This window comes from Roseateles sp. GW823-FHT07B05 (assembly GCF_058794515.1).
Window position 1 is genome coordinate 214520 of the sequence record NZ_JBXAGX010000001.1, and the last position, 19303, is coordinate 233822.

Sequence of the window (19303 nt, forward strand, 5' to 3'; positions counted from 1 at the left end):
CGGCAATTTTGGTGGCGACGCTGCATTGCAGCCTACCGCTCGTCGCCGGGCCATGAGCGCTGGTCGATGGCCGGCCTGGATTTGTGAACTGGGCCACGTTTTGCGCGCGCCAGGCGGCCCTGGCCCCCCCTGCCGGGGGCGGAAACCCGGCTTCGGGCGTGCCTCGGTGTTTCCCCTATCATGGCGCCCTTTCATCCCGCTCGGCTCCGGCCCGCTCGCGTGACTCCCTTGGCAACCGCTCCCCTGATCGAACTGCGCAACGTCAGCTGCGGCTATGGCGATCGCGTGATCCTCGACGGCGTCAACCTGAAGCTCGAACGCGGCAAGGTGCTGGCGCTGATCGGCACCTCGGGCGGTGGCAAGACCACCGTGCTGCGGCTGCTGGGCCGGCAACTGCGCCCGATCTCGGGCCAGGTGCTGTTCGACGGCCAGGACCTGGCGCCGCTGGACCTCGCCGGCCTGTATGCCGTGCGCCGGCGCATGGGCATGCTGTTCCAGTTCGGCGCGTTGTTCACCGACCTCAGCGTGTTCGAGAACGTGGCCTTCCCGCTGCGCGAGCACACCGACCTGCCCGAGGCCATGATCCGCGACCTGGTGCTGATGAAGCTCAATGCCGTGGGGCTGCGCGGCGCGCGCGACCTGCTGCCCAGCGAGATCTCCGGCGGCATGGCCCGTCGCGTGGCGCTGGCCCGCGCCATCGCGCTGGACCCCGACCTCGTGCTGTACGACGAGCCCTTCGCAGGCCTGGACCCGATTTCTCTGGGCGTCGCCGCGCGGCTGATCCGCGACCTGAACGACGCGCTGGGCCTGACCAGCGTCATCGTGTCGCACGACCTGCACGAGACCTTCCAGATCGCCGACCACGTCGCGATGGTGGCCAACGGCCGCATCGTCGCGCAGGGCACGCCCGACGAGCTGCGCCACAGCGACGACCCGCTGGTGCGGCAGTTCGTCGGCGCCGAGGCCGACGGCCCGGTGCGCTTCCACCAGCCGGCCAAGCCGGTGGCCGAAGACTTCGGGGTGCCGGCATGATCGCCTTCGCAGCGCGCATCGGCGCCGGCGTGCGCCACAAGCTGGGCGACATCGGCGCCGCTTCCCGGCTGTTCCTCAGCCTTCTGGCGCGTTCGCCCAGGGCGCTGGCGCGCTTCGTCCTCGTGCGCGAGCAGGTGTTCCACCTGGGCAACAAGTCGTTGTCCATCATCGGCGTGTCGGGCCTGTTCGTCGGCTTCGTGCTGGCGCTGCAGGGCTACTACACGCTGCAGCGCTACGGCTCGGCCGAGGCGGTGGGCCTGCTGGTGGCGCTGAGCCTGGTGCGCGAACTGGGCCCGGTCGTCACGGCGCTGTTGTTTGCCGGCCGCGCCGGCACGTCGCTGACGGCCGAGATCGGCCTCATGAAGGCCGGCGAGCAGCTGACGGCGATGGAAATGATGGCCGTTGACCCCGTGCAGCGCGTGCTGGCGCCGCGCTTCTGGGGTGGTTTTATTGCCATGCCCTTACTTGCGGCAGTCTTCTCGGCCGTCGGCATCATCGGCGGCTGGCTGGTGGCGGTGCCGTTGATCGGCATCGATGCCGGCGCCTTCTGGTCGCAGATGCAGGGCGGCGTGGATGTGTTCGCGGACGTCGGCAACGGCGTCGTCAAGAGCCTGGTGTTCGGCGTGACGGTGACGTTCGTCGCGCTGCTGCAGGGCTACACCTGCCGGCCGACGCCGGAAGGCGTGTCGGCCGCCACCACGCGCACGGTCGTGCTGTCGTCCCTCGCCGTGCTGGCAGCGGACTTCATGCTGACCGCGATGATGTTTTCTATTTGAATGGAGTCAGGGAGTACACATGCAAGCCTCTCGACATGACGCCTGGGTCGGGTTCTTCGTGCTGCTGGGCGGCGCGGCGCTGCTCTTCCTCGCGTTGAAGGCCGGGAATCTGCTCAGCCTCAATTTCGACGCCACCTACCAGGTGTCGGCGCGCTTCGACAACATCGGCGGCTTGAAGCCGAACGCGGCGGTCAAGAGCGCCGGCGTCGTCGTCGGCCGCGTGGAGTCCATCAGCTTCGACGACAAGACCTTCCAGGCCAAGGTCGTCATCAACCTGAACAAGAACACCGCCTTCCCCAAGGACAGCTCGGCCAAGATCCTGACGTCCGGCCTGCTGGGCGAGCAGTACATCGGCCTGGAGCCAGGCGCCGACGAGAAGAACCTCGCCGGCGGCGACCTCATCAAGCAGACGCAGAGCGCCGTCGTGCTGGAGAACCTGATCGGCCAGTTCATCAACAGCAAGGCGTCCGACATGGGCAGTGCGGCACCGGCCTCCGGGGGCAAGCCGTGAGCGGGCTGATCCGCACCCTGGCGCTGATGGCGCTGATGCTGGGCCTGGCGGGCTGCCAGACGGTCAAGGGCGTCGGCAACCGCGTGGAGCGCGCCGTCGACAAGGTGATGGGCTCCAAGGGTCAGCGCATGGACCCGTGGGAGAACTGGAACCGCAAGGTGTTCGCGTTCAACGAGAAGCTGGATGCGACGGTGCTCAAGCCCGTCGCGACCGCGTACTCGGAGATCGTGCCGTCCCCCATCCGCACCGGCATCGACAACTTCTTCGGCAACATCGGCGACGCTTGGTCGGCCGTGAACCTGGTGCTGCAGGGCCGCTTCAAGGCCGGCGTCGAGCAGGGCATGCGCTTTGCCGTCAACTCGACGCTGGGCCTGGCCGGCGTGCTGGACATCGCCACCGAGGCGGGCCTGGAGAAGAACAGCCAGGACTTCGGCAAGACGTTGGGCCACTGGGGCATGGGCACCGGCGCCTACGTCGTCTGGCCGCTGTTCGGGCCGTCGTCGGTGCGCGACTCGCTGGCGCTGCCGGTCGACTGGCAGGCTTCTCCGGCCCGGGTGTTCGACGACGGCCGCAAGAAGGTGGTCATCACGACGCTGAACATCGTCAACACGCGTGCCAACTTCCTGCGCGCCGGTGAGATGCTGGAAGGCATTGCGCTGGACAAGTACACCTTCTATCGCGATGCCTACCTGCAGCGCCGCGGCAGCTTCGACGATGACGACGAGGTGGAGGTACTGGTGACCGGCAACGGCGATGCTGCTGCGACGCCTGCGCCGGCCGCGTCCCAGCCCGACGTGAAAACGCCGGCCGAGCCGGCTTCCGCGGCCTCGCGGTGAACCAAACCCGGGGCTGGCACGTTGAGTGACGGTCCCTGTCCAGAGAAAGCGACACCATGACTCTGCTGAATCCCCTGCGCCGCAGCCTGCTGGCCGTCACCGCCTTCGCCACGCTGGGCCTGGCTTCCGTGGCGCACGCCGCCGACGGCAGCGCCCCCGACCAGCTCATCCGCGGGCTGTCCATCGAGGTGCTGGAAACGGTCAAGTCCGACAAGGACATCCAGGCCGGTAACGTGAACAAGATCATCGCCCTGGTCGATGCCAAGGTGATGCCGCACGTGAACTTCCAGCGCATGACGGCGTCTGCCGTCGGCCGCTTCTGGCGCCAGGCCACGCCCGACCAGCAGGCCAAGCTGCAGGCCGAGTTCAAGACGCTGCTGGTGCGCACCTATGCCGGCGCGCTGACCCAGGTGAAGGACCAGCAGATCGGCCTGAAGCCGCTGCGCGCCCAGCCCACCGACACCGACGTCGTCGTGAAGACCGAGATCCGCGGCAAGGGCGACCCCATCCAGCTTGACTACCGCCTGGAGAAGTCCGGCGAGGTCTGGAAGATCTACGACGTCAACGTGCTGGGCATCTGGCTGGCGGACCAGTACCGCAACAGCTTCGCCCAGGAGATCGGTGCCAACGGCATCGACGGCCTCATCAAGAGCCTGGCCGACAAGAACGCCAAGGCCAAGGGCTGAGATCTTGAGCGGCTTGAAGCTTCCCGCGCGGCTGCGCATGGACGGCGCCCGCGCCGCCTGGGCGCTGATGTCGCCCGCGCTGCGCGCCGAGGCCGCCCAGGTGCTGGCCGCGGCCGGCCGCGAGGTGCGGTTGTCGGCGGTCGAGTTGAAGGATTTCGACTCGTCGGCGTTGAGCCTGATGCTGTCGGCCGCACGCCAGTGCAGCGAGCAGGGCGCCACGCTCAAGCTGGACGGCGCGCCCGAGAAACTGCGCGAGCTGGCCCGCGTTTACGGGGTGGCCGAGTTGCTCTGGCCGGTGAGCGTCCAGGGCGCCTGATCCTCGCGGGCCGAGCGCCGGGCCGCCCCAAGCCGGCCCGTCTGGCGATGTGCTGGCCGCTCGAAGCGGCGAGCATCGCCGTCCCCTCGGGGGGGGGGGCGGCTGGGCACGCCCGCGTTCAGCGAGGCGAGACCGGACGAGGGGCCGTCCAGCTAGCCTGCGTAGCGTTTCGCGCGCAGGTTCTTCTTGATCTCCTGCAGCACCGGCCGCAGGTGCTGGCCCAGCTTCAGCGCGACGCCGGTGGTCAGGATGTCCACGGCGATCAGGTGCAGCAGTCGCGACACCATGGGGCTGTAGCGGTCGAAATCCTCGGGGTGGTCCACCGCCAGCAGGATCTGCCCGGGGCCCAGCGCCAGTTGCGCCAGCGGCGACGCACTGGCCGTGATGATGATGATGGTCGCGCCCTTCTTGCGGGCGATGTCGGCGGCGTCCAGCAGGTCGCGGCTGCGGCCGGAGTTGCTGATGATGACGGCGCAGTCGCCCGGCTGCAGCATCGTCGCGCTCATCAGCTGCACATGGCCGTCGCTGGTGGCGACGGTGTTCACGCCGAGGCGGAAGAACTTGTGCTGCGCGTCCTGCGCGACGATGCCGGAGTTGCCGACGCCGTAGAACTCGATGCGCTTGTTGTGGCGGGCCGAGTCGGCCAGCGCGTCGATGGCGCGCTCGAACGCATGGCTGGCCGCGTCGTTGCGGTAGTGCAGCAGCGCGGCAACGGCGTTGTCGACGACCTTGACGATGATGTCCTGCGGCTTGTCGTCCTCGTCCACCGCGCGGTGCACGAAGGGCACGCCTTCGTTGACGCTGCCGGCGAGCTTGAGCTTGAAGTCGGCCAGGCCGTCATACCCCACGCTGCGGCAGAACCGCACGACGGTGGGCTTGCTGACATGCGATCGGTCGGCCAGCTCGCTGACCGGCAGGCTGGCGAAGCTGCGTGCGTCCTGCAGCAGCAGCTTGGCGACGCGCTGCTCGGCCGGGGGCAGGGCCGGCAGCGCAGCCTTGACGCGCTCGAGGATGCTCATGTCAGCTCCCCGCTCAACGAGTACGTTGCGCACCCCTCCGAGAGGGGGCGGCCTTGCTCGGGGTGGCCCAGCGCGGCGGCCTTCATTGCTCTTCTGCCCAGGAGAAGCCGTCACGCGCGACCAGCGCACTCGCGGCTGCTGGGCCCCAGGAGCCTGCCGAGTAGGGGCGCGGGCCGCTGGTGTCTGCGGCCCAGGCGTCCAGGATGGGCTCGACCCAGCGCCAGGCCTGCTCCTGCTCGTCGCTGCGGACGAACAGGTTCAGGCGGCCGGCGATGGCGTCCAGCAGCAGGCGCTCGTAGGCGCCGACGCGCTGCGTCGCGAACGCCTTGTCGAAGTCCAGGTCCAGCGACACCGGCGTCAGCTGCTCGCCGGCGCCCGCGCCCTTCTGGGCCAGCAGCTGCAGCTCCAGGCCGTCCTCGGGCTGCAGCTTGATGACGAGGCGGTTCGGCTGGCTGCCGCCCGGGAAGATCTTGTGCGGCACCTGGCGGAAGTTGACGACGATCTGCGCGTCGCGCTCGGCCAGGCGCTTGCCGGTGCGCAGGTAGAACGGCACGCCGGCCCAGCGCCAGTTGTTGACCTCGGTGCGCAGCGCGACGAAAGTCTCGCAGGTGCTGTCCGGCGGCACCTTCACCTCTTCCAGGTAGCCCGGCACGGCCTTGCCCTCGATGCTGCCGGCGCGGTACTGGCCGCGCACGACGTCGCGGGCGACGCTCTCCGTCGTGAAGGGCTTCAGCGAGCGCAGTACCTTGAGCTTCTCGTCACGGATGGCGTCGGCATCGTTGCTGCTGGGTGGCTCCATCGCGATCATCGTCAGCAGCTGCAGCGCATGGTTCTGGATCATGTCGCGCAGCGCGCCGGTGCCGTCGTAGAAAGCGCCGCGCGTGCCCACGCCCAGGCGCTCGGCCAGCGTGATCTGGATGTTGGCGATGCTCTCGCGGCGCCACAGCGGCTCGAACAGCGCGTTGCCGAAGCGCAGCGCCATCAGGTTCTGCACGGACGGCTTGCCGAGGTAGTGGTCGATGCGGAAGGCCTGGCTTTCGGCGAACACGCTGCGCACCGCGCGGTTGATCTCCTGCGCGCTGGCCAGGTCGTGGCCCAGCGGCTTCTCCAGCACCACGCGCACCTTGTCGTGATTCAGACCGACGGCGCCGAGCTGCTGGCAGATGCCGGTGAACAGGTGCGGGCTGGTGGCCAGGTACAGCACGACGGTGTCGGCGTTGCGCGCATCCAGCCAGTCCTTCAGGCCCTGGTAGTGCTCGGGCTGCGACAGGTCCATGCGGCGGTAGTGGATCAGCGCGCCGAACTTCTCGAATTCCTCGTCCGTGGGGCGCTTGGCGCCGTCCACCTCGCGGAAGCGCTCCTTGAGCCACTCGCGGTAGCGCTCGTCGGTCTGCTCGTCACGCGCGACGGCGAGAATGCGGCCGCCTTCGGGCAGCTTGCCGTGCCGGAAAGCCTGGAAAAGCGCGGGCATCAGCTTGCGCCACGTCAGGTCGCCGGTACCACCAAAGAACACGAGATCGAAGGACATCGGAAGCGTCTCCAGGCCAGGCCCACGCAGGGGGCGCTAACCGTTGTGTAACTAAGTTTCGTGAAATACTATGCAGCAGTTTCTTCGCCGGGTCAATCCGGAGCTCAAGCCATGAACCAGCTCGACCAACTCAAGTCCTTCACCACCGTCGTTGCTGACACCGGCAACTTCCTGCAGCTGGCGCAGTTCGCGCCGCGGGATGCGACGACCAACCCTTCGCTGATCCTGAAGGCCGTGCAGTCGCCCGACTACGCGCCGCTGCTGAAGCAGACCGTCGACGCGCACCGCGGGAAGTCGCTGGACGAGATCGTCGACCATGTGCTGGTGCGTTTCGGCCTGGAGATTCTGAAGGTCGTGCCGGGCCGCGTGTCCACCGAGGTCGATGCGCGCCTGTCGTTCGACAAGGCCGCCTCGCTGTTCCGCGCGCGCCGCATCATCGGCCTGTATGAAGCCGCCGGCATCTCGCGTGAGCGCGTGCTGATCAAGCTGGCTTCGACGTGGGAAGGCATCCAGGCTGCCGCCGAGCTGGAGCGCGAAGGCATCCGCTGCAACCTGACGCTGCTGTTCGCGTTCGCGCAGGCCGTGGCCTGCGGCGAGGCCAAGGTGCAGCTGATCTCGCCGTTCGTCGGCCGCATCTACGACTGGTACAAGAAGGCTGCCGGCCCGGCCTGGGACGAGGCCGCGATGGCCGGCGTCAACGACCCCGGCGTGAAGTCCGTGTCGCAGATCTACGGCTACTTCAAGCAGCATGGCATCAAGACCGAAGTGATGGGCGCGAGCTTCCGCAACATCGGCCAGATCCAGGCGCTGGCCGGCTGCGACCTGCTGACCATCAGCCCCGACCTGCTGGCGCAGCTGCAGGCGACGGACGCCACGCTGGAGCGCGCGCTGGACCCGGCCAAGGCCGTCGCCATGCCCGCCATCCACCTGGACGAAGCCGCCTTCCGCTTTGCGCTGAACGAGGATGCGATGGCGACCGAGAAGCTCGCCGAAGGCATCCGCCTGTTCGCCGTCGACGCCGGCAAGCTGGACAAGCTCATCGAAGCCGCCTGACCATGACGACACGCTGCGACCTCTCCCCCGTCTGGGCCGAACTGCAGGCCCACTACGCCGCGAGTGGTCGCGGCTTCGACATCCGCGAGGCCTTCCGGGCCGACGCGGGCCGCTTCGGTGCGCTGTCGTTTGAAGCGCCCGAGGTGTTTGCCGACCTGTCCAAGAACCGTGTCGACGCGCCCACGCTGGCGCTGCTGCTGAAGCTGGCAGCCGACTGCGGCCTGGAGGCGCGCCGTGACGCGCTGCTGCGTGGTGACCCGGTCAATCACACGGAAGGCCGCGCGGTGCTGCACACGGCGCTGCGTGCGCCGGCCGGCAGCGACGCGCCGTTCAACGCCGACGTGCAGGCGTCGCTGGATGCGATGCTGGCGTTCGCCGAGAGCGTGCGCCGCGGCGAACGGGGCGCGATCACCGATGTCGTCCATATCGGCATCGGCGGCAGCGACCTGGGCCCGGCGATGGTTGTGCAGGCGCTGCAGGCCTTCGGCCGTCGCGACCTGAAGCTGCACTTCGTGTCCAACGTCGACGGCCACGACCTGGCGCCCGTGCTGGCCGGCCTCGACGCGCAGCACACGCTGTTCGTCATCGCGTCCAAGACCTTCACGACGCAGGAGACGCTGGCCAATGCGCAGGCTGCCAAGGCCTGGTTCCTGGCGAATTTTGAAGGGGTAGGCGGCACGGACGTGGCGCGCCACTTCGTCGCCACCAGCAGCAACACCGCCGCCGCTGCCGCGTTCGGCATCGACACCGCGTTCGGCTTCTGGGACTGGGTCGGCGGTCGCTACTCGCTGTGGTCCGTCATCGGTCTGCCCATCGCCATCGCCGTCGGTGCCGACAACTTCCGCCAACTGCTGGCCGGCGCGCACGCGATGGACCAGCACTTCGCGTCCACGCCGCTCGCGCAGAACCTGCCGGTGCTGCTGGGCCTCGTCGACATCTGGTACCGCAACTTCCACGGCTTCACGAGCCGCAGCGTGGCGCCCTATCACCAGGGCCTGCGCCGCCTGCCGGCCTATCTGCAGCAGCTGGAGATGGAAAGCAACGGCAAGGGCGTGGACCTGGACGGCCATGCGCTGGCCATCGGCACGTCGCCGGTCGTCTGGGGCGAGGCCGGCACCAACGGCCAGCATGCCTACTTCCAGATGCTGCACCAGGGCACGGACGTCATCCCGGTCGAGTTCATCGCCGTGAAGCGGCCCAACCATGGCGCGACGGGCGAGCTGGCGGAGAAGCTGCTCGACCAGCACCGCAAGCTGCTCGCCAACTGCCTCGCGCAGAGCCAGGCGCTGATGCAGGGCAAGACCGCCGCCGAGGCGCTGACCGAGAAGGCGCCGACGGCCTCGGCCACGCTGGACCGCGACGTGCTGTCGCGCCATCGCAGCTTCCCCGGCAACCGCCCCAGCACGACGCTGGTGCTGGACGCGCTGACGCCGCGCTCGCTGGGCGCGCTGATCGCGCTGTACGAGCACCGCGTCTTCGTGACCGGCGCGCTGTGGGGCATCAACAGCTTCGACCAGTGGGGCGTGGAGCTCGGCAAGGCGCTGTGCAACCAGCTGCTGCCGCGGCTGGATTCCGGCGACACATCGGGCCTGGACGGTTCGACCGCCGGTCTGCTGACCCGACTGACCGCGGCATGAGGATCGTCTTCGACTTCGGCGGCGTCGTCTTTCGCTGGCACCCGGCCAGCTTCCTGGCGCGCGTCTGGCCGCACCGCATCGAGACGCTGGAGCAGGGCGCCCAGGTCGCGTCGGTGTTCTTCCAGAACTACGGCGGCGACTGGGGCCTGTTCGACCAGGGGCTGATCGGTGCCGACGAGGTCGTGCGTCGCATCTCGGCCCGCACCGGCTGGCCGCGCGGCGAGGTGGAGCAGGTCGTGCGTGCCGTGCCGGAGGAGCTGATGCCCATCCCGGCCACGGTGGTGCTGATCCGTGACCTGAAGGCTGCGGGGCACACGCTGCATTTCCTGTCCAACATGCCCGAGCCCTACGCGGACCACCTCAGCCAGACCTACCCGCTGACGGACTGGTTCGAGTCGGGGCTGTTCTCGGGGCGCGTCAAGCAGATCAAGCCCGGCACCGAGATCTTCGCGATGGCCGAGCGGCACTTCGGCGCGGCGCCGCAGGAGCTGGTGTTCCTGGACGACCACCCGGCCAACGTCGACGCGGCGCTGTCGCGCGACTGGCAGTCCTTCCTGTTCACCGATGCCGCCAGTGCGCGGCGCGAGCTGGTGTCGCGGCGTCTGCTCAGTGCCTGACCGGCTCGCCGCCGTCGGGCCCCAGCATCTCGTCGGGGTCCTGAGGCGGCGTTGCCGGCACGCGGAAGCTCTCGCTGGCCCACGCGCCCAGGTCGATCTGGCGGCAGCGTTCGCTGCAGAACGGGCGCCACTTGTTGCTGGGCGCGAACACGCTGTCGCCACCGCATTGCGGGCAGCGCACCAGGCGCTCGCCTTGAGCGTTCTTCTTCATTGGCACAACGCCAGTTCGAAACCGGTGTCCTCGGGTGCCAGCTTGAGCCGGCCTTCCTCGTCCTGGCGCATCAGCCGGATGGACACCATCAGCCGGTGGCCGGTGATCTCGGGGATCAGGCCCAGGCTGGGGTCGATGCGCATGCGCAGCAGCTGGTAGACGCGCCCGGCCGGCAGGCTTTGCTGGAACTGGCCGGCCGTGGCCGCCACCTTGTGCGGTGTGCCGGAGTCGCGCAGCAGGCCCAGCAGCACCTGCAGTGCCTCGGCCAGCGGCATCAGCGACTGGGCCCAGGCCATCAGGTCCTTGCGGCGGCGCACCGGCAGCAGCTGCTGCCAGTGGTAGTAGGCGGGCAGGTCGAACTCGCAGGTGCCACCCGGGATGCTGATGCGGCTGCGGATGCTCATCAGCCAGTCGTTGCCGGCCAGCGCCGCGCCGGTCTTGCCGCTGAGCGCGTTGAGCCGCTGGAAGGCGCCGTCGATGCGGGCGATGACCTCGTCCAGCCGCGTCTCGTCCAGCCCGGCATTGCCGCGGTAGGCGTTGAACTGGGCCTTGTGCTTCTCGAGCTCCTTCAGCAGGTCGCTCTTCAGGTCGGCGCGCGAGGCGACGTCGAGGATCTCGAACAGCGTGACCAGCGCGAAATGGTGATCCAGCGCGGGGTCGCGGGCCATCAGGGCGCCGAGGCGGTCGAACAGGTGTTCGAGGCGGAGCATCGTGCGGATGCTCTCGTTGAACGGGTACTCGTACAGGACCACGGCGGGAACTTCAGTCAGGGCGGCGTCATTGTTTCACAGCCCCAGCGTGCGGCCAGGCTCACGACCTCGCTTCTGAGTGCGGCCAGCGGCAGCCCGTCGTTCAGGATGACGGCGTCGGCCGCGGCGCGGCGGGCCTCACGCGTGGTCTGCGCGGCCAGCGCGCCCTCGACGCGCTCGTGCGTCCAGCCCGGGCGCTGCAGCACGCGGGCGCGCTGCGTGTCGACCGTGCAGTCGACGACCAGCACGCGCGCCACGCGCGGCCGCCAGCGACCGGACTCGACCAGCAGCGGCACGTCGAACACCACCAGCGGCGCGCGGGCCGACTCGGCCTGCGCCAGCGCCTCGGCGGTGATCAGCGGATGCAGGATGGCCTCCAGGCGGCGCTTGGCGGCGGCGTCCGAGAAGGCGAGGGCGCGCATGCGGTCGCGGTCCAGCGCGCCATCGGCCGTCACGAACTCCGCGCCGAACTGCTGGGCAATGGCCGGCATGGCCGCGCCGCCCGGCAGTGTCAGCGCACGCGAGATTGCATCGGTGTCGACGATGGCCGCGCCGGCCTCGCGCAGGAACCCGGCCACCGTGCTCTTGCCCGAGCCGATGCCGCCCGTGAGTCCGACGCGCATCTCAGCCCAGCTGGAACAGGCCGAGCACGTCCAGCAGTTCGCGCTGGCCCACGTACAACGCTGCCAGGCCACCGCCCACGAGGTAGGGGCCGAAGGGAATGTGGATCTCCCACTTGTGTCCGCGGAACAGGATCAGGAACACGCCCACCACGGCGCCCACCGCCGAAGACAGCAGCACGATGGGCAGCAGCATGGGCCAGCCCAGCCATGCGCCCATCGCGGCGAGCAGCTTGAAGTCGCCGTAGCCCATGCCCTCGCGGTTGCGCACCAGCTTGTAGAGCCAGTAGATCGACCACAGCGACACATACCCGGCGGCGGCGCCGATGACGGCCTTGTCCAGCGGCACCGTCCAGCCCAGCGCCGAGGCTGCGAGGCCGGCCCACAGCAGCGGCAGCGTGATGTCGTCGGGCAGGAATTGCGTGTCCAGGTCGATCATCGCCAGCGCGATCAGCGCCGCGACGAAGCCGCACCACAGCAGCGTCGTCGGCTGCGCGCCGAGGCGCCAGGACAGCGCGGCGAACGCGAGGCCCGTGAGCAACTCGATGACGGGATAGCGCTTGGAGATCGGCGCCTTGCAGGCCGCGCACTTGCCGCCCAGCCGCAGCCAGCCGACGAGCGGCAGGTTCTCGTGCCAGCGCAGCTGGTGGCCGCAGTGTGGGCAGCGCGAGCGCGGCGTGGCGAGGCCGAAGTGCGGCAGCGCCTCGATGCGGGTGCCGTAGTCGTCGACGGCCTTGGCCAGCTTGTCGGCGTCGGCCAGCGGCACCTGCGCGACGCGCGCCATCGCGGCGGCGTCGGTCAGTTGCGCGGCGGATTCATGCAGCCACTGCCGCTCCAGCATCCGCGGCAGCCGGTGGATGACGACGTTCAGGAAGCTGCCGATGCACAGGCCCAGGATGCCCAGCACCCAGGGCGAGAGCCAGATGGACCAGTCGATGGAGGCGAGGGGCATGGTGGGCGGCGTGTGGATGGATGCGGGCAGCAATCTACCCGCATTCCGGCGCACCGCGCCGCTCGGATCACACGACCGAGCCGATCTTGAAGATGGGCAGGTACATCGACACGACGATGCCGCCGATCAGGCCGCCCAGGATGACGATGATGAAGGGCTCCATCAGGCTGGACAGCGCCTTCACGGCTTCGTCCACCTCATCCTCGTAGAACTCGGCCGCCTTGGACAGCATGTGGTCCAGCGAGCCGGACTCCTCGCCGATGGAGGCCATCTGCAGCACCATGGTCGGGAAGATGCCGGTGGTCTGCATGGACGTCGTCAGCGCCGAGCCGGTGGACACGTCGCGCTGGATCTGCTCGGTGGCCTCCTGGAACACCGCGTTGCCCGACGCGCCACCGACCGAGTCCAGTGCCTCGACCAGCGGCACGCCGGCGGCGAACATCGTCGACAGCGTGCGCGTCCAGCGCGCGACGGCGGACTTGTACATCAGGTCGCCGAAGACCGGGATCTTCAGCAGGATGCGGTCCATGCGCTTCTGCAGCTTCTCGGAGCGCTTCCAGCTCTGGATGAAGAAGTACAGGCCGCCGCCGATGCTGCCGAAGATCAGGTACCAGTAGCTGACGAAGAACTCCGACATCGCCATGACGATGAGCGTGGGCGCCGGCAGGTCGGCGCCGAAGGACGTGAACACCTCCTTGAACGCCGGGATCACGAAGATCATGATGACCGCGACGACGATGAAGGCCACCGTCAGCACCGCGATGGGGTAGGTCAGCGCCGACTTGATCTTGTTCTTCAGCGCGACCGTCTTCTCCTGGTAGATGGCCAGACGGTCCAGCAGCGCCTCCAGGATGCCGCCCGCCTCGCCGGCCTCGACGAGGTTGCAGTACAGCGCGTCGAAGTACATCGGGTGCTTGCGGAACGCGGACGACAGGCTAGTGCCGGTCTCCACGTCCTGGCGGATGTCGTTCAGCAGCCGCGTCAGGCGCGGGTTGGTGGCGCCGCGGGCGACGATGTCGAAGGCCTGCAGCAGCGGCACGCCGGCGCGCATCATCGTGGCGAGCTGGCGCGTGAAGACGGCGATGTCCTTCTGCTTGATGGACGAGCCGCCGCTGGCGCGGCGCTTCTTGACCTTGTTGACGAGGATGCCCTGGCGGCGCAGTGTGGCGCTGACCATGGCTTCGCCGCCGGCGCGCAGTTCGCCCTTGACGATCTTGCCGTTGCGGTCCTTGCCCTCCCATTCGAAGACAAAGTCCTTGACGCCTTTTGCTGCGGCGGTGGCCATGCGCTCTCCTCGCGACTGTTCTATTCGTTGGTGGCCGACAGGACTTCTTCCAGCGTCGTGACGCCGACGCGGACCTTCACCAGGCCCGACTGCCGCAAATCACGCACGCCTTCCTTCCTGGCCTGTGCGGCGATGTCCATCGCCGTTCCCTCGGCCAGGATGATGCGCTGGATGTCTTCCGTGATGGGCATCACTTGGTAAAGGCCCACGCGGCCGCGGTAACCATTTGTGCAATTGCTGCAGCCCACCGCGCGGTAGGGCTTCCAGCTGCCGTCGAAGTCCTCCTCGACGAAGCCGGCCTTCAGCATCGCGTCGCGCGGGTACTCGGCCGGTGCCTTGCAGTTCTCGCACAGGCGGCGCACCAGCCGTTGCGCGGTGATCAGCAGCACGCTGGACGCGATGTTGAACGGCGCGACGCCCATGTTCAGCAGCCGGGTCAGCGTCTTGGGCGCGTCGTTGGTGTGCAGCGTGGACATGACCATGTGGCCCGTCTGCGCCGCCTTGATCGCGATGTCGGCGGTCTCCAGGTCGCGGATCTCGCCGACCATGATGATGTCCGGATCCTGGCGCAGGAAGGACTTCAGTGCCGCCGAGAAGTTCAGGCCGGCCTTGTCGTTGACGTTGACCTGGTTGATGCCCGGCAGGTTGATTTCGGCCGGGTCCTCGACGGTGGAGATGTTGACGCCTGGCTGGTTCAGGATGTTCAGGCAGGTGTAGAGCGACACCGTCTTGCCCGAGCCGGTCGGGCCGGTCACGAGCACCATGCCGTAGGGCCGGTAGATGCACGCCAGCAGGCGTTCCTTCTCGATCTTCTCGTAGCCCAGCGCCTCGATGCCCAGCTTGGCCGAGGACGAGTCGAGAATCCGGATGACGATCTTCTCGCCGAACAGCGTGGGCAGCGTGCTGACGCGGAAGTCGATGGACTTCGCGCCGAACTTGAGCTTCATGCGCCCGTCCTGCGGCACGCGCTTTTCGGCGATGTCCAGGCGCGAGATCACCTTGATGCGCGAGGCCAGCTTGTCCTTGATCGCGATCGGCGGCTGCGTGATCTCGCGCAGCTCGCCGTCGACGCGGAAGCGCACGCGGTAGTGGAACTCGTAGGGCTCGAAGTGCAGGTCGGACGCGCGCAGGTTGATCGCATCCACCAGCATCTTCTGCAGGAAGCGCACGACCGGCGCGTCCTCCACGTCGGCCAGCTCGGCGGCCTCCTGCTGCGGCGTGGCGTCGTCCTCGGCGATGTCGAAATCGAAGTCGCCGCCGGCGATGGACTCCAGCGTCTCCGTCGCGCTGACGCCGACGTTGCTGAGCATCTTGGTCAGCTTGTCGTGCTCGACGATGACCCACTCGGGCTGCAGCTGCGTCGCGAACTTGATGCGCTCGATGACTTCGAGGTCGGTCGGGTCCGCGCCACCGACGAACAAGCGGTTGCCGCGGCGTGACAGCGCGACCACCTGGTACTGCTGCGCCAGCTTCGCATCGATGACGTTCTGCGGCATCTTCTGCGGGTCCATCGCCGACAGGTCCAGCAGCGGCAGCGCCAGCGCACTGGACAGCGTGTGGGCCAGGTCCGACGCGGACACCTGGCCGCTGGCGATCACGGCGTTGACGAAGCTGGTCTTCTTCTCGCGGGCCTGGCGCACCAGGTCTTCGGCGGCCTTGGCTTGCAGCTTGCCGGCATGCACAAGCATGCGCGCAACCCCGGACAGGGCGGACTGGAGCGGCTCGGCAAGCGTGGTTTCCACTGCGGTGGCGTCGGCGACGCAAAGACCAGAAGTCCGTTGATTGTGCCAGCGGCCGAACCCGCGCCGGACCCGCGGATCTACCGGGTTTGCGGGACGGCGTCTGCGCGCGCCAGCCGGCAGCCCAGGCCATGGGTTGGCGCCCCGGGCCCGGGGCATGCCGGAGGCTGGGGCGTGTACGGAAACGGCCGAGGGGCTTCAGTGGCAGGTTTGCCCGGCTCTACCTGAGCTTGACGACCACCTTGCCCTTGGCGCGGCCCTGCGCCAGGTAGTCCAGGGCCTGCCTGGCCTCGTCGAAGGAGAAGACCCGGTCGATGACCGGCCGGATGCGCTCCGCCTTGAGCAGCTCGCCAATCTCGGCGAGCTGCCGGCCGTCGGGCCGCACGAACAGGAAGGCGTAGTCCACCCCCCGCTTGCCGGCCAGCTTCATCAGCTTGCGGCTCATCAGGCCGAACACAAACTTCAGGAAGAAGTTGAGCTTCTTCGCTTGCGCGAAGGCCGCGTCTAGCGGGCCGATGAGCGAGACGATGCGGCCGCCCGGTTTCAGGATGCGTAGCGACTTCTCCAGCGCGTCGCCCTTGACCGTGCCCAGCACTGCGTCGTAGCCCTGCAGGACCTGCTCGAACTCCTGCTTCTTGTAGTCGACGATCTCGTCGGCGCCCAGGCCGCGCACGAGCTCGATGTTGCCGGTGCTCACCGTCGTGCCCACCTTGGCGCCGAGCTGGCGCGCCAGCTGGATGGCGAAGGTGCCGATGCCGCCCGAGCCCGCCGGGATGAACACCTTCTGGCCGCGGCGCAGGGCCATGCGTTCCTGCAGTGCCTGCCAGGAGGTGAGCCCCACCATGGGGATGGAGGCCGCCTGCACAAAGTCCAGGTTGTCCGGCTTCAGCGCCGCGGCACTCTCCGGCACCGCGGCGAACTCGGCCAGCGAGCCCTTGCCCAGGTCGAAGATGCTCGCGAAGACCTCGTCGCCCGGCTTGAAGCGGGTGACCCGGCTGCCGACGTCGACCACCACGCCGGCCAGGTCACTGCCCAGCACCGCCGGCAACTTGAAATGCATGACGGGCTTGAAGGTGCCCACCGGGATCATGTTGTCGATGGGGTTCAGGCCCGCCGCGTGGACCTGCACCAGCAGTTCGTCGGGCTGCAGCGTGGGCCGGTCGATGTTCTCGAACCCGATGTCGGGCGACTTGCCGTAGCGCTTGAAGGTGAGTGCTTTCATGTGTGCTTCCTGGCCTCTGGCCAACTGGGTGTGCTGGTGTAGTGCGAGAGGCTGGCCCTCTAGGTCAGGCCGAACTGCTTGTGCAGCACCTTGTCGAACAGCGACCGGGGCAGGAAGCGCCGCGCGAAAGCGCCTTGCCGTGCCGACTTGCCGGACGGGTAGCGCAGCAGCGGGCGCGCGGTGAGCGCGGCCAGCACGATGGTTTGCGCGACGCTCTCCGGCGTGTCCGCCACGGCCATGGCGCGGTCGTAGGCAGCCAGGTAGCCGGCGCGCAGCGAGTCGTAGGCGCTCAACGGCTTGTCGGCGGCGGCCGTGCTCGACTCGAACGACGTCTTCGTCGCGCCTGGCTCGATGACGGCCACGCGGATGCCGAAGCCGCGCACCTCGTGGTCCAGCGATTCCGAGTAGCCCTCCAGCGCATGCTTGGTGGCCGAGTAGTAGGCGCTGAACGGCGAGGGGATGAAGCCCAGGCCGGAGCCGACGTTGAGGATGCGCCCGCTGCGCTGCTGGCGCATCAGCGGCAGCACCGCATTGGTCACGCGCACCACGCCATGGAAGTTGGTGTCGAACAGGGCGCTGACCTGTTCGATGGAGCTCTCCTCGGCGGCGCCCGTGATTCCGATGCCGGCGTTGTTGACCAGCAGGTCGATGCGGCCCTCACGCCGCGCGAGCTCGGCGACCGCGGCCTGCACGGAGGCGTCGTCGGTGACGTCGAGGGCCAGCAAGGGGTAGGCCCCGTTGGCGCCATTGGCGCCGCGCCGGCTGGTGCCGTAGACCGTGAAGCCGGCGGCCATCAACTGTCTCGCCGTGGCCTCGCCGATGCCCGACGAGGCCCCGGTGACGAGGGCAACGCGCTTGGGCTGGTTGGATGAACTCATGGGATGCCTGGGTAGAGGTTGCGGTGCCATGACGGCTCAGGGCAGGGACAGGTAGCGCTCGGCCACATGCGCCTGCTGGATGCCGGACAACAGCTGCAGCCGGGCGACTTCCAGGGCGCTCCAGCGCCCGACGTCATGCAGCGGCGGGATGGTCACGGGCTCGCGCCGGTCGAAGCCGACGAGAGCTGCATCGACCAGCTCGCCGACGTCCATCAGGTCGCTCATGGTGCTGGCGTCGATGCCGGCGCGCTCCCAGATCTCGGTGCGCGTGCCGGCCGGCAGCACGGCTTGCACGTACACGCCCTTGGGCGCCAGTTCGACGCTCAGCCCCTGGGACAGCAACTGCACGAAGGCCTTGGTGGCGCCATAGAGCGACATGCCGAACTCGGGCGCCAGGCCGACCACCGAGCCCAGGTTGACGATGGCGCCGCTGCCGGCTTCGGCGAAGCGCGGCGCCACGGCCGCAGCCAGCCGGGCCGGCGCGGTGGTGTTGAGCGCGATCAGGCGCTCGATGGCGTCGGCGCTCTGCCGCAGGATGCCGCCCGACTGCGCCGCGCCCGCGTTGTTGACCAGGATGCCGATGCGGCTGTCCTCGCGCAGCCTGGTTTCGACGACGGCCAGGTCAGACGGATTCGTCAGGTCGGCCTGCAGCACCTCGACGGCCACCTTGCTCTGCGCACGCAGGCGGTCGGCGAGCGCGTCCAGGCGCACCTTGTCGCGGGCAACGAGGACGAGGTCGTGGCCGCGTTGCGCGAAGCGCTCGGCGTAGGTGGCACCGATGCCGGTGGATGCGCCGGTGATGAGGACTGAGTTGCCCATGGACATGACGTGACCTTCTGATGAAGCGGTCAGCCATTATGATTACGATCATCATCCATTGTCAAATGTTTGATGATGAATGACATCAATATAGAATCGGCGCCGTTACAGCGACCAGATCCACCGCGAGCAAGCATGAAAGTCACCAAGGCGCAGGCGCAGGCGAATCGGGCGCACGTGGTCGAGACGGCCTCGCGGCTCTTCCGCGAGCGCGGCTTCGACGGCGTGGGCGTGGCCGACCTGATGGCGGCCGCCGGCTTCACGCATGGCGGCTTCTACAAGCAGTTCGGTTCCAAGACGGACCTGATCGCCGAGGCAACGGCATGCGGCATCGGGCAGACGACTGCGTTGGCCGGCGGTGCCGACCCGGCGGAGTTCGTCAGGCAGTACGTCTCGAGAGCGCACCGGGATGGCCGCGCCGACGGATGCACGATGGCTGCTCTGGGGGGCGACGCCGCGCGGCAGCCGGAGTCCGTCCGAACGGCTTTTGTCGACGGCATCGAGGGGCTGGTGGCCGGCATGAGCCAGCAGGGCAGCTTGTCGGGTGTCGATCCCGATCAGGCGCGTGCCAGGCTCCTCGACATGATGGCGCACGCGGTGGGGGCCATCGTCATGTCCCGGGCCTGCCCGGACGACTCACCCCTGGCCGACGAGATCCTTGCCGTCTGTCGCGACGCCATCCTGGGCACGATGCCCCAGCCGAAGCCGCCCACGGCGCCGCGGCGGCAACGACAGGCCCGATAGGGGCTCGTGACACGCCCGCGCGGTGACGGACTGCTGGCTGCGCTGTGCGCGACCCAAGGTGCGCCGCGGTGCG

The 19303-nt window shown here is 68.6% G+C and carries 21 protein-coding genes; 10 read left to right on the forward strand and 11 right to left on the reverse strand.

Going from position 1 to position 19303, the window contains the following annotated elements; all coding sequences use genetic code 11:
- Positions 1-180 precede the first annotated feature (180 nt).
- From AC1Q7O_RS00960 to AC1Q7O_RS00985, 6 genes are read left to right on the forward strand one after another with little or no spacing between them, the layout of a single operon-like run.
- Positions 181-1032 carry an ABC transporter ATP-binding protein gene (locus AC1Q7O_RS00960; RefSeq protein ID WP_492659352.1) on the forward strand — a complete coding sequence of 284 codons (852 nt, stop codon included), beginning with the start codon at positions 181-183 and terminating at the stop codon, positions 1030-1032.
- A complete protein-coding gene (mlaE, locus tag AC1Q7O_RS00965) occupies positions 1029-1808 on the forward strand; it encodes a lipid asymmetry maintenance ABC transporter permease subunit MlaE (protein ID WP_492659351.1) in 780 nt (259 codons plus the stop codon). Before AC1Q7O_RS00960 ends, mlaE begins: the two co-directional genes overlap by 4 nt.
- Positions 1809-1827: 19 nt before the next feature.
- Complete coding sequence (mlaD, locus tag AC1Q7O_RS00970; protein WP_394512717.1) at positions 1828-2319, forward strand: outer membrane lipid asymmetry maintenance protein MlaD; 492 nt, start codon at positions 1828-1830, stop codon at positions 2317-2319.
- A complete protein-coding gene (locus tag AC1Q7O_RS00975) occupies positions 2316-3155 on the forward strand; it encodes an MlaA family lipoprotein (protein WP_492659350.1) in 840 nt (279 codons plus the stop codon). The genes mlaD and AC1Q7O_RS00975 overlap by 4 nt, the downstream gene beginning before the upstream one ends.
- 56 nt (positions 3156-3211) lie before the next feature.
- The gene (locus AC1Q7O_RS00980; RefSeq protein WP_492659349.1) at positions 3212-3841 is read left to right on the forward strand and encodes an MlaC/ttg2D family ABC transporter substrate-binding protein; all 630 of its coding nucleotides are present in this window, start codon (positions 3212-3214) and stop codon (positions 3839-3841) included.
- Between the two features lie 4 nt (positions 3842-3845).
- A complete protein-coding gene (locus tag AC1Q7O_RS00985) occupies positions 3846-4157 on the forward strand; it encodes an STAS domain-containing protein (protein WP_492662648.1) in 312 nt (103 codons plus the stop codon).
- A 152-nt stretch (positions 4158-4309) separates the two neighbouring features.
- Here the strand turns inward: AC1Q7O_RS00985 and AC1Q7O_RS00990 are convergent, their stop codons facing one another.
- Positions 4310-5170 (reverse strand): MurR/RpiR family transcriptional regulator, encoded by an 861-nt coding sequence (locus tag AC1Q7O_RS00990; protein WP_492659396.1) that lies wholly within the window; start codon positions 5168-5170, stop codon positions 4310-4312.
- Positions 5171-5258: 88 nt separating this feature from the next.
- Complete coding sequence (gene zwf, locus AC1Q7O_RS00995) at positions 5259-6704, reverse strand: glucose-6-phosphate dehydrogenase (protein WP_492659347.1); 1446 nt, start codon at positions 6702-6704, stop codon at positions 5259-5261.
- Positions 6705-6815: 111 nt separating this feature from the next.
- On the opposite strand from zwf, the gene tal reads away from it, so the two are divergent.
- Genes tal through AC1Q7O_RS01010 form a run of 3 tightly spaced genes read left to right on the forward strand, consistent with a single transcriptional unit; the run spans position 6816 to position 10011 of the window.
- Positions 6816-7757 (forward strand): transaldolase, encoded by a 942-nt coding sequence (gene tal / locus AC1Q7O_RS01000; protein WP_492659346.1) that lies wholly within the window; start codon positions 6816-6818, stop codon positions 7755-7757.
- A gap of 2 nt (positions 7758-7759) precedes the next feature.
- The gene (gene pgi / locus AC1Q7O_RS01005; protein WP_492659345.1) at positions 7760-9394 is read left to right on the forward strand and encodes a glucose-6-phosphate isomerase; all 1635 of its coding nucleotides are present in this window, start codon (positions 7760-7762) and stop codon (positions 9392-9394) included.
- A complete protein-coding gene (locus tag AC1Q7O_RS01010) occupies positions 9391-10011 on the forward strand; it encodes an HAD family hydrolase (RefSeq protein ID WP_492659344.1) in 621 nt (206 codons plus the stop codon). The genes pgi and AC1Q7O_RS01010 overlap by 4 nt, the downstream gene beginning before the upstream one ends.
- Here the strand turns inward: AC1Q7O_RS01010 and AC1Q7O_RS01015 are convergent.
- The 9 genes from AC1Q7O_RS01015 to AC1Q7O_RS01055 form a co-directional block, all read right to left on the reverse strand.
- Positions 10001-10222 (reverse strand): DNA gyrase inhibitor YacG, encoded by a 222-nt coding sequence (locus AC1Q7O_RS01015; protein ID WP_492659343.1) that lies wholly within the window; start codon positions 10220-10222, stop codon positions 10001-10003. The two genes, AC1Q7O_RS01010 and AC1Q7O_RS01015, sit on opposite strands and share 11 nt — an antisense overlap.
- Positions 10219-10974, reverse strand: a complete 756-nt coding sequence (gene zapD, locus AC1Q7O_RS01020) for a cell division protein ZapD (protein ID WP_492659342.1) — start codon at positions 10972-10974, stop codon at positions 10219-10221. Before zapD ends, AC1Q7O_RS01015 begins: the two co-directional genes overlap by 4 nt.
- 14 nt (positions 10975-10988) lie before the next feature.
- The gene (coaE, locus tag AC1Q7O_RS01025; protein ID WP_492659341.1) at positions 10989-11594 is read right to left on the reverse strand and encodes a dephospho-CoA kinase; all 606 of its coding nucleotides are present in this window, start codon (positions 11592-11594) and stop codon (positions 10989-10991) included.
- 1 nt (position 11595) lies between these two features.
- Complete coding sequence (locus tag AC1Q7O_RS01030) at positions 11596-12543, reverse strand: prepilin peptidase (protein ID WP_492659340.1); 948 nt, start codon at positions 12541-12543, stop codon at positions 11596-11598.
- Between the two features lie 67 nt (positions 12544-12610).
- On the reverse strand, positions 12611-13828 hold the full coding sequence (locus AC1Q7O_RS01035) for a type II secretion system F family protein (protein ID WP_492659339.1): 1218 nt from the start codon (positions 13826-13828) through the stop codon (positions 12611-12613).
- Between the two features lie 20 nt (positions 13829-13848).
- Positions 13849-15516: a type IV-A pilus assembly ATPase PilB gene (gene pilB, locus AC1Q7O_RS01040; RefSeq protein WP_492659338.1), complete on the reverse strand. Its 1668-nt coding sequence runs from the start codon at positions 15514-15516 to the stop codon at positions 13849-13851.
- Positions 15517-15787: 271 nt separating this feature from the next.
- Positions 15788-16789 carry an NADP-dependent oxidoreductase gene (locus AC1Q7O_RS01045; protein WP_492659337.1) on the reverse strand — a complete coding sequence of 334 codons (1002 nt, stop codon included), beginning with the start codon at positions 16787-16789 and terminating at the stop codon, positions 15788-15790.
- Positions 16790-16848: 59 nt separating this feature from the next.
- A complete protein-coding gene (locus AC1Q7O_RS01050) occupies positions 16849-17667 on the reverse strand; it encodes an oxidoreductase (protein WP_492659336.1) in 819 nt (272 codons plus the stop codon).
- A 36-nt stretch (positions 17668-17703) separates the two neighbouring features.
- Entirely contained in the window at positions 17704-18492 is a 789-nt protein-coding gene (locus AC1Q7O_RS01055) for an SDR family NAD(P)-dependent oxidoreductase (RefSeq protein WP_492659335.1), read from the reverse strand.
- 129 nt (positions 18493-18621) lie between these two features.
- Between AC1Q7O_RS01055 and AC1Q7O_RS01060 the strand changes: the two genes are divergently transcribed.
- Complete coding sequence (locus AC1Q7O_RS01060) at positions 18622-19230, forward strand: TetR/AcrR family transcriptional regulator (protein WP_492659334.1); 609 nt, start codon at positions 18622-18624, stop codon at positions 19228-19230.
- Positions 19231-19303 lie beyond the last annotated feature (73 nt).

What these genes read in the sequence shown, in the direction of transcription:
- AC1Q7O_RS01030 (WP_492659340.1), bottom strand. Translation starts at nt 12,543, where the DNA reads ATGCCCCTCGCCTCCATCGACTGGTCCATCTGGCTCTCGCCCTGGGTG.
- zwf (WP_492659347.1), bottom strand. Translation starts at nt 6,704, where the DNA reads ATGTCCTTCGATCTCGTGTTCTTTGGTGGTACCGGCGACCTGACGTGG.
- AC1Q7O_RS01015 (WP_492659343.1), bottom strand. Translation starts at nt 10,222, where the DNA reads ATGAAGAAGAACGCTCAAGGCGAGCGCCTGGTGCGCTGCCCGCAATGC.
- pgi (WP_492659345.1), top strand. Translation starts at nt 7,760, where the DNA reads ATGACGACACGCTGCGACCTCTCCCCCGTCTGGGCCGAACTGCAGGCC.
- tal (WP_492659346.1), top strand. Translation starts at nt 6,816, where the DNA reads ATGAACCAGCTCGACCAACTCAAGTCCTTCACCACCGTCGTTGCTGAC.
- mlaD (WP_394512717.1), top strand. Translation starts at nt 1,828, where the DNA reads ATGCAAGCCTCTCGACATGACGCCTGGGTCGGGTTCTTCGTGCTGCTG.
- AC1Q7O_RS01060 (WP_492659334.1), top strand. Translation starts at nt 18,622, where the DNA reads ATGAAAGTCACCAAGGCGCAGGCGCAGGCGAATCGGGCGCACGTGGTC.
- AC1Q7O_RS01045 (WP_492659337.1), bottom strand. Translation starts at nt 16,789, where the DNA reads ATGAAAGCACTCACCTTCAAGCGCTACGGCAAGTCGCCCGACATCGGG.
- AC1Q7O_RS00980 (WP_492659349.1), top strand. Translation starts at nt 3,212, where the DNA reads ATGACTCTGCTGAATCCCCTGCGCCGCAGCCTGCTGGCCGTCACCGCC.
- mlaE (WP_492659351.1), top strand. Translation starts at nt 1,029, where the DNA reads ATGATCGCCTTCGCAGCGCGCATCGGCGCCGGCGTGCGCCACAAGCTG.
- AC1Q7O_RS01055 (WP_492659335.1), bottom strand. Translation starts at nt 18,492, where the DNA reads ATGTCCATGGGCAACTCAGTCCTCATCACCGGCGCATCCACCGGCATC.
- pilB (WP_492659338.1), bottom strand. Translation starts at nt 15,516, where the DNA reads ATGCTTGTGCATGCCGGCAAGCTGCAAGCCAAGGCCGCCGAAGACCTG.
- AC1Q7O_RS00960 (WP_492659352.1), top strand. Translation starts at nt 181, where the DNA reads ATGGCGCCCTTTCATCCCGCTCGGCTCCGGCCCGCTCGCGTGACTCCC.
- coaE (WP_492659341.1), bottom strand. Translation starts at nt 11,594, where the DNA reads ATGCGCGTCGGACTCACGGGCGGCATCGGCTCGGGCAAGAGCACGGTG.
- AC1Q7O_RS01035 (WP_492659339.1), bottom strand. Translation starts at nt 13,828, where the DNA reads ATGGCCACCGCCGCAGCAAAAGGCGTCAAGGACTTTGTCTTCGAATGG.
- AC1Q7O_RS01010 (WP_492659344.1), top strand. Translation starts at nt 9,391, where the DNA reads ATGAGGATCGTCTTCGACTTCGGCGGCGTCGTCTTTCGCTGGCACCCG.
- AC1Q7O_RS01050 (WP_492659336.1), bottom strand. Translation starts at nt 17,667, where the DNA reads ATGAGTTCATCCAACCAGCCCAAGCGCGTTGCCCTCGTCACCGGGGCC.